Raw genomic sequence first — 13,800 nt, 5'->3', positions numbered from 1 at the left:
TCAGCGCCCTAAATGCCGGTCTTTTATCAGGTTCAAACAAATAGGGATGACTTCATCCTTCATGATAAAACTGAACTCCGCACCAGAGAAGTCATGGGGCAGCTTGTCTAATAAAACTGCACCTGATGTTTCCAAATAATCTTCTTTTTGTATAATGGTATCCGTCCAGGCAAAATATACATCTTTCGTGAACATTTCGGCATTGCCTGTTACTTGATATTGGGCAAGATAGACCAAGTGATTGAGGACAGCCCCCGTCTCTTCCCAAGCTTCTCTTTTGGCTGCTTCTTCAATCGTTTCACCCTTTTCCCTTTTTCCGCCTGGAAATTCAAGTCCCCTTTTCTTATGCTTCGTCATAACCCAGCCTTTCCCGCTTTGTATAATCACTATGGCATGCTGAGGTTCTTCCGAAAAACGATGGTATTCCGTTGTCAGGCTGATGGCATTTCCATTCAAATCCATACATGTATGTATCATTTTTCCTCTTTCCAATCTAACATAATCTTATTGCCGTCTATTTTCGCTTTAGACGGCTTTGCACACTCCCATAGTGCGTGCTAACCAATGGCTTATGGAATCATCCAATTGAATAAAAATAAACAACAATCGCTTAGCAAACACATTTTTCTTAACATTGAAAAAACATTTCCAATTCGATATAATCTCAATGAATCTGAACTTCTGCCCAAAAAATAGACAATCTATTTATTGAGCAAAAGTCCACTTCATTTTACTCTACAACCTAATGACAAGAAAGATAAATGCATACAAGCTAACAGCCGGCTTGGCCATCCCTATTTCTTTTTAATAGCCTGTACGATCCGTTTAATCAAATCAGGAACAGGCAAGCCTGTCTTGATGGCATAATTTGTAATAGTGGTCATCTCAGTCGCTATATAAAATAGCATTGTCGCATTTTTTATGATATCTCCTGTTCCCAACAGCTTATCCAATACAAAACTAATGACTATAATGCCCATGATGAGGAAGCGTTTCAACGTTTCCTTAAGGAAACTATTCCATACAAGCTGTGACAAAATCCTTTCGGACAGGATGTATGAAACCAAATCGACGGCCAGCAATACGGCCAGCGCCATCAACAGCCATCTGCTGTATACACCCGTCATATATTGAGGCATTCCACTGGTATACAAGTGGACAATCTGCTGAACAAAAGACTCTTCCATATTTTATTCCACTCCTCCCTTCTATTGATACCTCTATTGCAGCGTAGATTACAGGGGGACTGGTTAAAAAAATTGAAATAGGGTAAAACAAAAGTAGAGATTATATAAAGAAAAAGAGAATAACAAACGAGGATACTCTATTATATGTATCAAGCTATTAAGTGTTTCTGCTTTTGTCTAATTTACAGGAAAGGGAGGGATTTATCATGAAATTGGTCGAAGATTTATTTGAACACTACCGCACCAAACTTACTGGAGACGATGAAGATATCGATATTCTTACCCTGGCTGTCCTTGAACAATTGGACCACAAGGAAATTTTGGAACATATACTTGAGATGGATGAAATGGAACTCAGAAGCTTTTTTGGTTTGTACATAATGGAAACCTTGAAGGGAAAATTTGCAGGCAGCAAAGCAGCTTCCCCAAAGGACCCTTCTTATTTTTCATCTTACCGCCACTTGCACTGAGCATAATGCGCGAAGTTGCCTTATTAGAACAAAAGGCCTTATCCAAACCGGATAAGGCCTTTTCTTACGTTTTTAATTAATCCAAATAAGCACGCAGCATCCAGCAATGCTTATCTAAGCTTTCACTCATATTGCTGAACATATCGGATGTTACCGGATCTCCCTCTTCATCCGCCAGTTTAATGCCATCTCGCAACTCACTGCTTACCTTCTTCAAATCATTGATGACTTGTTGGATCATCTTGTCTGTTTTTTCATTTCCTGTAGCTTCTTCCAATGTTGACAATTCAAGATGCTCTTTCATTGTTGCGACAGGTTGTTCTTCCAAAGCTAATAGGCGCTCTGCCAATTCATCCAAATTGGTTGCCGCTTCATTGTACAGTTCTTCAAGTTTCACATGTAATTCAAAGAAATGGGGACCTTTAACATACCAGTGATAATTATGTAGTTTCGTGAACAAGAGACTAAAATTTGAAACTTCTTGATTGATTAATTGTACTAAATCCTTATTTGCCATGTATAGTTCCTCCTCTATAATTAATATACGTATACTGACTTTTTACCCGTAAAGCAGCACGTTAAACATCCTTTAATGGTAAAATATATTTATATTTTAATTCTGGAGGTTTCCCTATGATGATTGGCATTTTGATTGTCTGCATAGCCATTTGCATCATTGTTATCATTGTCAGCGCCCTTACAACATCCAAGGCATATCAATACAAACATACCATAGACCCTTCACCAAAAGATCCTCAAAAAAAAGAAAACAATTAACCTCAAGGGGGTGGTGCTTGCAGCTGGATGACGACTAAAGCGAACATTGCCTGCCCATCCCCGACAAGCCTACCTTCAAACAAAGAAAAGCAGCTCACACCTAGAGCTGCTTTTCTTTGTTTTCTTTTACGCAAATACTTGATGCAAATCTTCTCTGGAATAGGAAAGCCACTTTTCCATCACCTTCTTGGCTCCCTCCAAGTCATGCAGCTTAGCCTGGCCGCATTGCTTTTCATTTGCTGCCGGAATTTCCACTACTTTTATTCCGTCTTTCATTGTGTTTTCCATGACATCGACAATTTCCGATACGGTAGGTTCGCCGCTGACAACAAGATAAAATCCGGTCTGGCATCCCATTGGAGAAATATCGATTACATCCCAATGGGCATATTTTTCGGAATGCTTCCGGATATTGTACGCTAAAAGATGCTCAAGTGTATGGATTGCCCCCGGCTCCATCGCTTCTTTATTCGGTTGGCAAAAACGGATATCAAATTTATTAACCATTCCGTCATTTCCTACTTTATGCACACCGCAATGCCTTACATACGGCGCTTTTACGGCTGTATGATCTAACTCAAAACTTTCCACAGACGGCATTTCCTTCACTCCTTTTGATTTATAGGCTGTTGTCTTTATTTCAGCCTGTTCAATTGTTTAGTCTTGCGCATAGCATTATGTGTAAATGGGCATCAGGTGTATAATAAGCATATTAAAGTTATTTGGTATTTTATGCGTACCCTTGAAAAGGATGATTGCTTATGCAGAAAATAATGCTGCTGCTCATACAATTTTACCGAAAATGCATTTCTCCTCTTAAGCCCCCTACATGCCGTTTCTACCCGACATGCTCAGCATATGGCTTAGAGGCCATTAAACGTTTTGGAGCGCTGAAAGGCGGTTGGCTCACCGTTAAACGGATTTGCAAATGCCATCCACTCCATCCGGGCGGTGTCGATCTAGTGCCGGAAAAAAAACCGAAAAAATAATAAAGCTTCTTCAAAAAACATTTTTAAAGCACGAACTATTGATTTCGTGCTTTATTTGCGTTAAGATACAATAGGTCAAATCGTAATCATTACGTTTTCTGTGAATATAATACGTAATAACTCTTTGTTTTGATGGGGAAAGCTATTCTGTAATGACCGCATAAAAAAGATAACACTAAGGAGAAACCAATGTACAAAAAACAAGTATTGGCTATTATCCTAGTCCTGGCCGCTATACTGTCAGGATGTGGAAAAAAAGAGGATAAAAATAACAATAACGCAGCGAATGATCCTCTATCTGTATATACAACTGTCTATCCGTTGCAATATTTGACAGAACAAATCGGGGGCACTCATGTAGATGTCAAAACAGTCTATCCCCCTGGAGCAGATGAACATTCATTTGAACCGTCGCAAAAAGATTTAATTTCAATGGCTCAAGCAGATGAATTTTTCTATATCGGGCATCATCTTGAAGGATTCGTAACAAAAGCGAAACCAATCCTCTCAAAAGAAGGCGTCAAGATGGTCGCAGTCGGGGAAACGCTTGACCATGCGAAGCTTCAGGATGCCCATGAAGGAATAGAGGATGATCACGGCCATGAGGAAGATAGCCATGGGCATGGCGATGTTAATCCCCATGTATGGCTTGACCCTGCCTTAATGGTTGACATGGCTACTGAAATAAAAAAACAATTGGCCGAGAAGCAGCCCGAGAACAAAGATTATTTCGAAAAGAACTACAATATGGTGACGAAAGAATTAAACTCGTTAAATGAAGAATATGCTTCCACCATCGAAAAAGCACCCAAAAAAGAAATCATCGTGTCACATGCCGCCTATGGCTATTGGGAAAAAGAATACGGCTTGAAACAAATCGCTGTTTCAGGTATTTCCAGTTCCAGTGAACCTACACAAAAAGAACTGAAGAATATAATGGAGCTGGCGAAGAAAAAGCAAATCCATTATGTTCTTTTTGAACAAAATATCCCCTCGAAGCTGACTTCGATTGTCCAAAAAGAATTGGGCGCAAAAAAATTGCATCTCCATAATCTTTCTGTTCTAACTGATGATGATATCAAGCAGCATAAAGATTATTTAAGCATCATGCAGGATAACTTGGCAACATTGAAAAAAGCGTTGTATTAAAACATACCATTGCACGTAATTACCAATCATGCCTGAAACCCTTCTTGTAAAAGCTATCTATAAGGAGGGTTTCATTGTGGCTAAAGATGTTAAATGTAGTGCAAATACGTGTTTTTATTGGAAACATGGAAATCAATGTTCAGCAAAAAAAATTATGGTTGAGGTATATTCTTCCGAAGAAAGGGCACGGACAAGCAGTCAAACCGGCTGCCAGACATTCCGCCCAAAAGACGAATTGTAAGGTTTTTCTTTTCTCGAATAAACAAGCGCCTGCATTTAGATGCAGGCTATTTTATTTGAAATAAAAAAGGCAGCATATGCTGCCATCTCAACTCTTCAAATCATTATTTTGTTCTACTCTTCTATTTTCACCAACTAAACATTCAACTTCTTCACGATTCATGGAAGTGATCGCCATGACAACTTCTACCGGCAATCCACGCCTGATTAATATATCGGCAATTAAATACGCTTTATTTTGACTCATGCATCTCCCTGCCTGATCGTATTGAAATCTTATATCTATTAGGATACAGTATTTTCCATAAGAAAAAAAGATACAAAAGCCTAATTTTAGCTACATGTAATAACGTCCATATATTTTGCCATTCTTTCTAAGATATACTCATTAACTGTATATCCAATCCCCGGTCTATCGGAGATGTGTATCCGGCCATTCTTTACTTCTATAGGCTCTTCAAGCAATTCATGTTCCCAATATCTCCCTGAAGCAGAGATATCTCCGGGTATCGTGAATCCCGGCAAGGAAGCCAAAGCAATATTATGAGCCTTAGAAATTCCAAATTCAATCATGCCTCCGCACCACAATTCGGTGGCATTCTCCTCCGCAAACTGATGCAGCTGCAGTGCTTGCCGCCATCCCCCTAAACGCCCCATCTTAACAGAGATCATACGGCAGCTCTTCAAGGCAATGGCATTTCTTGCGGCCTGGAAGGAGGTAATGCTTTCATCAAGACAGATTGGCGTCGCTAGCTGTTTTTGCAATACACTATGATCATAAAGATCCTCATGGCTGAAAGGCTGTTCGATCATCATCAATTGATAGTCATCTAATTTTTTCAGCAACGGCAGATCCTCCATCGTAAACGAAGAATTGGCATCTGCCATGATGGGAAGCTCGGGATATTGGTTTCTGATAGCTGTAAGAACAGAGATTGCATTTTCTTTATTAATCTTTATTTTATAGCGTTTATATCCGTCTTCCTTAAATCGGTCTATTTGTTCGCCGATTTTGCTCACATCTTTAGCCGCTATGACTACACCTGTCTCGATGTACTCTCTAGTTCCCCCGATAATGGCTGCCAAGGACAGTCCTTTTTGTTTGCTATATAAATCCCATATGGCAGCCTCCAAGCCTGCTTTTGCCATATGATGGCCTCTAATGCTCGAAAAAAGGGCTGCTGCTTCCTCAGGATGGCTTATATGAGTATGCTGGTTTAGGATAGGCAGAAGAAATTCTTTCAAGGCATACATACAAGTATAAACGGTTTCTTCCGTATACCACGGGGTTGAGAATGCAACCACTTCCCCCCAACCGCACATCCCATCTTTATCATTCACCTTAATGATAATGGCCTCCCGTTCATGCAGTGTCCCAAGGGCATTATAGAAGGGCCCCTTTAAAGGGGCGCTGACATGGTACAATGTGACAGATTTGATTTTCAAGACTGTCCCTCCTACTTCCGGAATTTCAACAATTCCCTGCGCAGTAATTTGTTAGAAGCATTCCTAGGCAAACTTTCCACAAAATAAACTTCCTTCGGCACTTTATAGGATGCTAAACAATCTTTGCAGAAAACTTTTACGTCCTGTTCAGTAATCTCTTTATTGTTGGTTACGATAAAGGCTATTGGGACTTGCCCCCATTTGTCGTCTGGAGCTCCTGTTACACCAGCTTCAAAAATGTGCTCATGCCTCATCAGTGCAGATTCTACTTCTGCCGGATACACATTTTCGCCCCCTGAAATAATCAGGTCAGATCGCCGATCCACTACAAAAAGGAAACCTTCTTCATCCACATATCCTAAATCCCCCGTGTGCAGCCATCCATCACTGAATGCAGATTCCGTTTCTTGCTCTCTGTTTAGATAGCCTTTTGTCACATTCGGACCTTGCAAAAGAATCTCTCCCGTTTCCATAGGCTGCAGTTCTTTCCCATCCGCCACAATCTTTAAGCTGCACGGGAAAAGGGCTTTTCCAGCCGATCCTAGTTTCTCCAGGCTATGCTCCGGAGATAAAGTGACAATTTGCGATGCTGTCTCAGTCATTCCATATGTTTGGTAAACAGGGATCTTTTTCGTCTTGCATGCTTCCAAAATGCTGTAAGGAGCAGGGCCTCCACCGAGTAGCGCACAACGGAAGGAAGGAGGGTATTGCCCATCTTCACCCAGGTCTGCCACCATGCGGTTCAACATATTGGCAACCATCGACATAATTGTAATGCCTTCTTCCTTAATCGCTTTATTCACTATTTTTTCATCAAAATGGGGATGGATCTGGACAGTCATGCCGTATATAATACTTCTCATTAAAATGGAAAGGCCGCTAATATGGAAGAGCGGCACTGCACATAGCCACTTATCTCCTTCATGCAACCTTAGATTCAGCATAGACCCAACCGCACTCCACCAATGGTTCCCGTACGTTTGCATAACTCCTTTCGGATGTCCGCTCGTTCCGGAAGTATACATGATGGTCGCTGTATGCTCCAAGTTAAATACTTCAACAGGCACAAACGCTGAGGAAGGCTGGGTGCTAAACAAATCGTTGAAAATAATGGTTTTCTCTCCATCAAACCCACTCTCAACCACAGTATTCAAAAACTCTTCTTCAGTAATCAACCAATCTATATGCGCATCTGAAAACTGATAGGCCAACTCTAATGGAGACAGTCGTATATTATAGAAAACGATTTCCACGCCTGTCTGCATGAGGGCATGCAGCGCCGTAACCAGATTCAATGAATTCTGCTGCAGAATTCCTACTCTATGAAACGGCCGGACACCTTTGGAATAGAGCCGGGCTGCATAATCGATGGATTGATCATACAGTTGGCCGAAAGTAACAGCCCGCTTCCCGATTTCTATAGCTGTGCGATCAGGCGAAAGCGATGCCCTTTTTTGAAGCCAGTTAGGCATTAATTGTTCAGTAACCACTCTTTTCATCTCTTTCCGAAAATATTTCTGTTTATCTCCTGCCTTATATCCATATAAAGAAAAAGCCTGACAAATAAATTTGCCAAGCTTTCTTTTCGCCAACTCTTCCCCATTAAGGGAATCGAGGGAATTGACCAAAGTCAGGAGAACGTTTTTCTTTGAATGCGTCTCTTCCTTCTTTTGCTTCATCAGTCGTATAATACAATAAAGTTGCATCACCGGCGAATTGCTGAATGCCCGCAAGACCATCTGTATCGGCATTGAATGCTGCTTTCAGGAAGCGAAGCGCCATCGGGCTCTTCTCAAGCATTTCTTCACACCATTGAACTGTTTCCTCTTCCAATTTATCTAATGGGACAACCGTATTGACCAATCCCATATCCAATGCTTCCTGAGCATTGTATTGGCGGCATAGATACCAAATTTCACGCGCTTTTTTATGGCCGACAATACGTGCAAGATAGCCTGCGCCATATCCGCCGTCGAAGCTTCCCACTTTAGGGCCTGTTTGTCCAAAGACTGCATTGTCTGCAGCAATCGTTAGATCACAAACAATATGTAAAACATGCCCTCCGCCGATTGCATAGCCGGCTACCATGGCAACGACAGGTTTTGGCGTTACACGGATTAAATGCTGAAGGTCTAATACATTCAGGCGAGGAATTTGGTCATCCCCTACGTATCCGCCATTACCGCGGACTTTTTGGTCACCACCTGAACAGAATGCTTTGCCTCCTGCCCCTGTCAGAATGATTGCACCAATTTTTGCGTCATCGCGGGCGCATGCGAATGCATCCATCAATTCCATAACTGTCTTAGGACGGAATGCATTATGCACTTCCGGGCGATTAATCGTAATTTTTGCGATGCCATTATATGTTTCATATAAGATATCTTCATATGTGCGTTCTGTTTCCCAATTGAATGCCATCTATTTTTCCCTCCATTTTTCAACAAATTCACTTACTATTTTACCAAAGATTGCGGAATTCTCCACATGTATTGCATGGCCGACTCCAGAAATCCGCCGTTCTTCACTTTTTTGGAGTCGATTTTTCATTTTTTCGCTTATCATACAGAACTTTTTATCTAGTTCGCCTGTCATAAGCAGGACGGGAATATCCAACCCTTCGAGCGCTTCCCACCAGGATGGCTGTCTTCCTGTCCCCATTCCTCTCAGGCTATTGGCAAGGCCGCACTCACTGTTTGCTAAGCGTTGATTTCTGATTTTCTCTTGTTGTTCAGGCAGCAGCTTTTTCTGCGTATGGAATAAGGGGATGTTTTCCCAGTAATCGACGAATTCTAACATCCCTTGTTCTTCGATAAGTTCTGCAAGCCTTTCATCGCTTGCCGCCCGTTTATCTCGTTCTTCCTTCGATTCCAATCCAGGAGAAGCACTTTCAAGCAATAAAGAAATGATACGTTCTTTATGGAGCAGGGCAAAAGAAAGAGCCAATCTCCCTCCCATGCTATATCCAACCAAATGGGTTTTAGCAATCTTTAGATGATCCAATATGTCCAATAGATCTTCGGCAGCATTCTCCATTCCATATACTTTAGGGTCACTAGGGCTATCACTTTTTCCATGCCCAAGAAGGTCTGGCATTATACAGAACATATTCGGAGGCAGAGCCGCGATAGTGTCCTTCCATGTTGTATGATCGCCTGTAAATCCATGCAGAAATAAAATAGGCTCGCCTGTTCCGTACGTCTCCACATTATAATCTCCATGCCGGCAGGTTATAATCATTGTCTTATTCCTTTTAGCTCATTCTTTATTTCCTGGGAAACCTTTTTCCACAAACTCCGATGGTTTTCGACATTGGAATGGCGGTCAGTCTTGACTTCAATGACCTTTAATCCTTTGTCATCCAGGGATGTTTTAATGGACTCCCGGAAATCTTGCCAATTTTCAACACGTTTAAATATACCGCCATACATCTCTGCTGCATGCGAAAAATCTAAGCCATGAGGCGTACCGAACAATGTTTCGAAATATTCCTTCTCCGTTGACTGGGGCAAAAACGAGAAGATACCCCCTCCATCATTATTCACAATAATGATGGTAAGGTTGCGATTCAGCATCTTTGCAGCCATCAATCCATTCATATCGTGAAAAAAGCTTAAATCCCCGATGACTAGAAAAGTAGGTTGTTCATAGACGCTTACACCGATAGCTGTGGATACAACGCCATCAATACCGTTCGCTCCACGATTTGCCATAATCCGAACTTTCCCTTCCCTGTTATGGAAAAAAGTATCGCAGTCCCTGATTGGCATCGAATTTCCTACAAACAATGCTGCATGCTCAGGAAGCAATTGGTTTAATTCTAAAAAAAGCTTTCCTTCGTCCAATTCCTCTTCTTGACCTAAGGTGCGTAATTCTTTTTTGCTGATAGCGTTCAACGATTGCCATAATCCAAGCCAATCACTTTTCGGCTGCTGTGTCATTTCCCCAGATAATTGCCGGCAGAACATCGCTTCATCACAATAAACCATATGGGTCGCAAGTCCTGTCGGTTCACGCCAGCCAGCACCTCCATCTACAACAATATGGCTTGCAGCCGCAGCTTGTTTCATAAATAGAAGCAGCGGTTTCGAGACAGGCATCGAACCAAAACGGATCATGACCTCCGGCTGCAGTACACTGGCCGCTTCCTCTACCCGTAAGAAAGTATCGTAACAATCCAATACATAATCCGAATGTCCGGATGTACGCAAGAAAGAAAGTGGATCAGCAAGGATAGGATACTGAAGTGTTTCAGCTAAGACTTTGACATCCTTCATAAATGCAGGATCATTGATTTCTCCCACAATGATAATTCCTTTAGCTTTATTGTTCAATTCTTTAAGAATATCATCTTTGTTGTTCTCACCCATCATCAAGAGACCGCTTTCAAGATAGGAACCCGGTTCTTTCTCACTTCGTAAATACGAAAAACAATCAGCTTTCATGTTAGGCAGTAAAGGCTCCCTAACGGGAAAATTCAGGTGAATGGGGCCAGCCGGATTCGCTTTAGCCATTACACTTGCCCTCTTCGCTATATTGCGGACATACCGTATATCTTCATCTCTGTTTCCAGGCAATGACATTTCACAGAACCATTTCGCATAGTCACCGTAAAGATTCAATTGGTTAATAGCTTGTGGCGCCCCGACATTCCGAAGTTCATGAGGGCGATCCGCTGTAACGACAATTAACGGTATCCGTGAATGGTGTGCTTCAACAATAGCCGGAAAATAATTGGCTGCTGCTGTACCTGATGTGCAGACTAATACAACAGGCTCCAAAGATGCCTTGGCAATCCCCAAGGCATAAAAGCCTGCTGAACGTTCATCAATATTAATATGAATATCTATATCCGGATGCTTCGTGAACATAAGGCTAATCGGAGTCGATCTAGAGCCCGGGCTAATGACAACATGTTTGACATCCATTTGCGCAAGTTCGTCCACAAAAGCAGCTGTATAATACGTAAGTGTATCTTGATGGTTCATTTTTGCATGCCTCCTAAAGCAGTAATCATTGGCTTGAATTTAATCTCAGTTTCCTTATATTCCTCTTCAGCCACTGAGTCTTGTACAATCCCGCATCCTGCAAATAGAGAAGCTTCTTTTCCCTGCAATAGGGCTGAACGCAGCGCAACACAATATTCGCCGTTTCCTTGGGCATCCATCCAGCCAAGCGGCCCTCCATAAAGGCCTCTTTCCAAACGCTCATGGGCACGGATCCAATCGACAGCTTTTTGCTTAGGCAACCCTCCAAGGGCAGGTGTTGGATGCAATTGTTTGACAACATCAAGCAATGATATATTTTCCGGGCATATAGCTGTGACAGGTGTATACAGATGCTGGATAAATTTTAATTTCATCAAAACTGGTTCAGCAGGTACCTTAACATCGGTACACACTTCTTCTAACGACTGTTTAATCATAGAAACCACATATCCGTGTTCAACCAAATTCTTTGGATCAGTGAGAAGTGCACGCCCTAATTGGTCATCTTCCGTTTCATTCATTCCCCGTGCTATGGAACCCGCTAAACAAGTCGAAAGCATTTCTTTATCCTGTTTTTTCACCAGGCGTTCAGGGGAGGCCCCTACAAAACAATCCTTGCCTGATTCTATACTGAAGATAAAACTAGTTCCTTGCTGCTCCATGAGTTTCGCCAACACATCTTCTGATCGGATAGCCTTTTCAAATACGATTCTTCGTTCGCGGGCCAGCACAATTTTATTCATATCTGTCTCTGTAATGGTGTGGACAGCTTCTCTCACACATTGCTTCCAGCCCTCAGGATCAACCTCATTCACGGATAGCATTCGATTAGTAACCGATAATTCCTGCTCCTGGCATCGATTGGCTAATTCTTCGCCTTTTTTGACCATTTCCACTAAATAGTCCATATCATCTCCAGGTGAGCAATTAATATTGATTGTAAGATATGCAGCTCCATGTGCCAACGTAATCATATATTGGGGAACATAAAAAAAGTTATCGCCGAACTGGTCCCATAGCATCGACTGGCTCTTTTGATAATCAAAAGAAAAACCGCCGAAAAGGAGAGGGCCTGTGCCAGGAATCTTATTCTCCTGAACAAGTATGGCGTCAGCATTCATTTGTCTCCACTTTTCTTCTATATATGAATACCGTTCAGCATTTGCTTCAGCTTGAAAAAGATCAACCTTCCCCAATCCTGCTATTGCAAAATCGTCCATGGATTCCTTCCAGAAAAAACGTTCACCCAAATACAGATCTCTACCTGCCATATAAAAAGAAAGGGGGCTTATATGATTCATTTTCACTACTGAACTGTACAATATATTTGTATTCAATTTATTTGCCTTCTGTAAGCACGTTTGAAGCCCTTCCAGAGTGCGTATTTCTATTCCGATAGCCATTCCAACAATACCCCCTTTTTCCATTCATTCTTAACGTTCCTTTAAACCTATTTAAAGATACACCCCGTAAATGAATTGTGTCAATTATTCAAATCCTCGATTCCTATTAACGGATAGGATTTATTCTGATTCCTCAAATAATGAGCACCCAATGTCCAATTATCCATCCATTAGTAGAAAATCTCTTCCTATTTAGTATGCGTTCCTTTTTTCATGTGAAAAAACGCTCATATATCTATTTTACACTGAACCCTCTATCTTTTCACCGAAAAAGATTGCAGTAACTTTTGTCATTTCATAGAGCTCCCATTATAGCTGCCATTGTTTCATTACAGTTTAACCGGGTATAGAAAAAGAACAAAATGCGGCAATGAATTAAACACAATCCAATAGGAGGTTCACTATGATTACTACAAAACAATGCCAAAAATTAAAAGAACAATTAGTACAAATGAAAAAAGACTCACAGCATGTGATCAACAATAATAACCCAACAGATGATGTCAGCCTTAGCGATACGGTAGACGAACTCTCATCTTATGATAACCACCCTGCCGATTTAGGGACAGAACTTGCCGACCGTGAAAAAAATTATGCCTTGGACGACCATATGTCTACCGAGATAGATAACATCAATGAAGCTCTGCAAGCCATTGAAGAAGGGACATATGGCAAATGTAAAACATGCGGCATCGATATTCCATATGAACGGCTAGAGGCGATCCCCTATACACTTTATTGTGTCAAACATACACCTAGCCAATCCAAAGAGACTGACCGGCCCGTTGAAGAAGAAATCTTATCGCCCATAGAGCCGAATTCCTTCGAAACAAAGCATGATCCTAGAATCAATGACGACATTGACAGCTTCAAGGAAGTAGCTAACTATGGAACTTCCGAAACTCCCGCCGATTTCCAGACGCCTAAGGATTCCTACGATGACATTTATAGCGAAGAAAAGGAAGGCAGTACAGAACCCTATGAATCGTTTACAGCTACTGATATAAAAGGAAACGACGCCAAAACATATGAATCAGAAGAATTTAAGAAATATGAAGAAAAATTGGATGAAGAACATCTTGAATCACCGCTAGGGGATATCCCTTATAAAAAGAGAGATAGCTATACTGGAGAAGAAAAGTGAATACGTA

At 41.4% G+C, this 13,800-nt stretch carries 17 protein-coding genes; 6 read left to right on the top strand and 11 right to left on the bottom strand.

Features of this window, described 5'->3' with window-relative positions; genetic code table 11:
* Window positions 1-477 carry an RNA deprotection pyrophosphohydrolase gene (gene ytkD / locus ABC357_RS01980; protein WP_412885879.1) on the bottom strand — a complete coding sequence of 159 codons (477 nt, stop codon included), beginning with the start codon at window positions 475-477 and terminating at the stop codon, window positions 1-3.
* 317 nt (window positions 478-794) lie between these two features.
* On the bottom strand, window positions 795-1,187 hold the full coding sequence (locus ABC357_RS01975) for a phage holin family protein (protein ID WP_412885878.1): 393 nt from the start codon (window positions 1,185-1,187) through the stop codon (window positions 795-797).
* A 206-nt stretch (window positions 1,188-1,393) separates the two neighbouring features.
* Between ABC357_RS01975 and ABC357_RS01970 the strand changes: the two genes are divergently transcribed.
* Complete coding sequence (locus ABC357_RS01970) at window positions 1,394-1,657, top strand: DUF6154 family protein (protein ID WP_412885877.1); 264 nt, start codon at window positions 1,394-1,396, stop codon at window positions 1,655-1,657.
* A 76-nt stretch (window positions 1,658-1,733) separates the two neighbouring features.
* Here the strand turns inward: ABC357_RS01970 and ABC357_RS01965 are convergent, their stop codons facing one another.
* The gene (locus tag ABC357_RS01965; protein ID WP_412885876.1) at window positions 1,734-2,174 is read right to left on the bottom strand and encodes a Dps family protein; all 441 of its coding nucleotides are present in this window, start codon (window positions 2,172-2,174) and stop codon (window positions 1,734-1,736) included.
* Between the two features lie 116 nt (window positions 2,175-2,290).
* On the opposite strand from ABC357_RS01965, the gene ytzI reads away from it, so the two are divergent.
* Window positions 2,291-2,434, top strand: coding sequence for a YtzI protein (ytzI, locus tag ABC357_RS01960; RefSeq protein WP_412885875.1), 144 nt, complete (start codon window positions 2,291-2,293; stop codon window positions 2,432-2,434).
* Between the two features lie 126 nt (window positions 2,435-2,560).
* Here ytzI and ABC357_RS01955 read toward each other — a convergent pair whose 3' ends face one another.
* Window positions 2,561-3,034 (bottom strand): S-ribosylhomocysteine lyase, encoded by a 474-nt coding sequence (locus ABC357_RS01955; protein ID WP_412885874.1) that lies wholly within the window; start codon window positions 3,032-3,034, stop codon window positions 2,561-2,563.
* 161 nt (window positions 3,035-3,195) lie between these two features.
* On the opposite strand from ABC357_RS01955, the gene yidD reads away from it, so the two are divergent.
* The 3 genes from yidD (at window position 3,196) to ABC357_RS01940 (ending at window position 4,813) form a co-directional block, all read left to right on the top strand.
* Window positions 3,196-3,423, top strand: coding sequence for a membrane protein insertion efficiency factor YidD (gene yidD / locus ABC357_RS01950; RefSeq protein ID WP_412885873.1), 228 nt, complete (start codon window positions 3,196-3,198; stop codon window positions 3,421-3,423).
* Window positions 3,424-3,612: 189 nt separating this feature from the next.
* A complete protein-coding gene (locus ABC357_RS01945) occupies window positions 3,613-4,572 on the top strand; it encodes a metal ABC transporter solute-binding protein, Zn/Mn family (RefSeq protein ID WP_412885872.1) in 960 nt (319 codons plus the stop codon).
* Between the two features lie 76 nt (window positions 4,573-4,648).
* Window positions 4,649-4,813, top strand: coding sequence for a DUF1540 domain-containing protein (locus ABC357_RS01940; protein WP_412885871.1), 165 nt, complete (start codon window positions 4,649-4,651; stop codon window positions 4,811-4,813).
* An 87-nt stretch (window positions 4,814-4,900) separates the two neighbouring features.
* On the opposite strand, the gene ABC357_RS01935 is transcribed toward ABC357_RS01940, so the two are convergent.
* The 7 genes from ABC357_RS01935 to ABC357_RS01905 all read right to left on the bottom strand — a co-directional run bounded on the left by ABC357_RS01935 (window position 4,901) and on the right by ABC357_RS01905 (window position 12,649).
* Window positions 4,901-5,059: a hypothetical protein gene (locus ABC357_RS01935; protein WP_412885870.1), complete on the bottom strand. Its 159-nt coding sequence runs from the start codon at window positions 5,057-5,059 to the stop codon at window positions 4,901-4,903.
* Between the two features lie 86 nt (window positions 5,060-5,145).
* Window positions 5,146-6,258 carry an o-succinylbenzoate synthase gene (gene menC, locus ABC357_RS01930; RefSeq protein WP_412885869.1) on the bottom strand — a complete coding sequence of 371 codons (1,113 nt, stop codon included), beginning with the start codon at window positions 6,256-6,258 and terminating at the stop codon, window positions 5,146-5,148.
* Between the two features lie 11 nt (window positions 6,259-6,269).
* The gene (locus ABC357_RS01925; RefSeq protein ID WP_412888553.1) at window positions 6,270-7,757 is read right to left on the bottom strand and encodes an o-succinylbenzoate--CoA ligase; all 1,488 of its coding nucleotides are present in this window, start codon (window positions 7,755-7,757) and stop codon (window positions 6,270-6,272) included.
* 103 nt (window positions 7,758-7,860) lie between these two features.
* The gene (menB, locus tag ABC357_RS01920) at window positions 7,861-8,679 is read right to left on the bottom strand and encodes a 1,4-dihydroxy-2-naphthoyl-CoA synthase (protein WP_412885868.1); all 819 of its coding nucleotides are present in this window, start codon (window positions 8,677-8,679) and stop codon (window positions 7,861-7,863) included.
* Window positions 8,680-9,465 (bottom strand): 2-succinyl-6-hydroxy-2,4-cyclohexadiene-1-carboxylate synthase, encoded by a 786-nt coding sequence (gene menH / locus ABC357_RS01915; protein WP_412885867.1) that lies wholly within the window; start codon window positions 9,463-9,465, stop codon window positions 8,680-8,682. It lies immediately after the preceding gene.
* A 29-nt stretch (window positions 9,466-9,494) separates the two neighbouring features.
* Window positions 9,495-11,246: a 2-succinyl-5-enolpyruvyl-6-hydroxy-3-cyclohexene-1-carboxylic-acid synthase gene (gene menD / locus ABC357_RS01910; RefSeq protein WP_412885866.1), complete on the bottom strand. Its 1,752-nt coding sequence runs from the start codon at window positions 11,244-11,246 to the stop codon at window positions 9,495-9,497.
* Entirely contained in the window at window positions 11,243-12,649 is a 1,407-nt protein-coding gene (locus ABC357_RS01905) for an isochorismate synthase (RefSeq protein WP_412885865.1), read from the bottom strand. Before ABC357_RS01905 ends, menD begins: the two co-directional genes overlap by 4 nt.
* A gap of 403 nt (window positions 12,650-13,052) precedes the next feature.
* Here ABC357_RS01905 and ABC357_RS01900 point away from each other — a divergent pair, with 403 nt between their 5' ends.
* Complete coding sequence (locus ABC357_RS01900) at window positions 13,053-13,793, top strand: TraR/DksA C4-type zinc finger protein (RefSeq protein ID WP_412885864.1); 741 nt, start codon at window positions 13,053-13,055, stop codon at window positions 13,791-13,793.
* Window positions 13,794-13,800 lie beyond the last annotated feature (7 nt).

Source organism: Bacillus kalamii (assembly GCF_047238185.1).
Classification (GTDB): Bacteria; Bacillota; Bacilli; order Bacillales; family DSM-1321; genus Bacillus_AD.
Note: the sequence above shows the minus strand (reverse complement) of the source record. Positions and strands in the feature narration are given on the sequence as shown.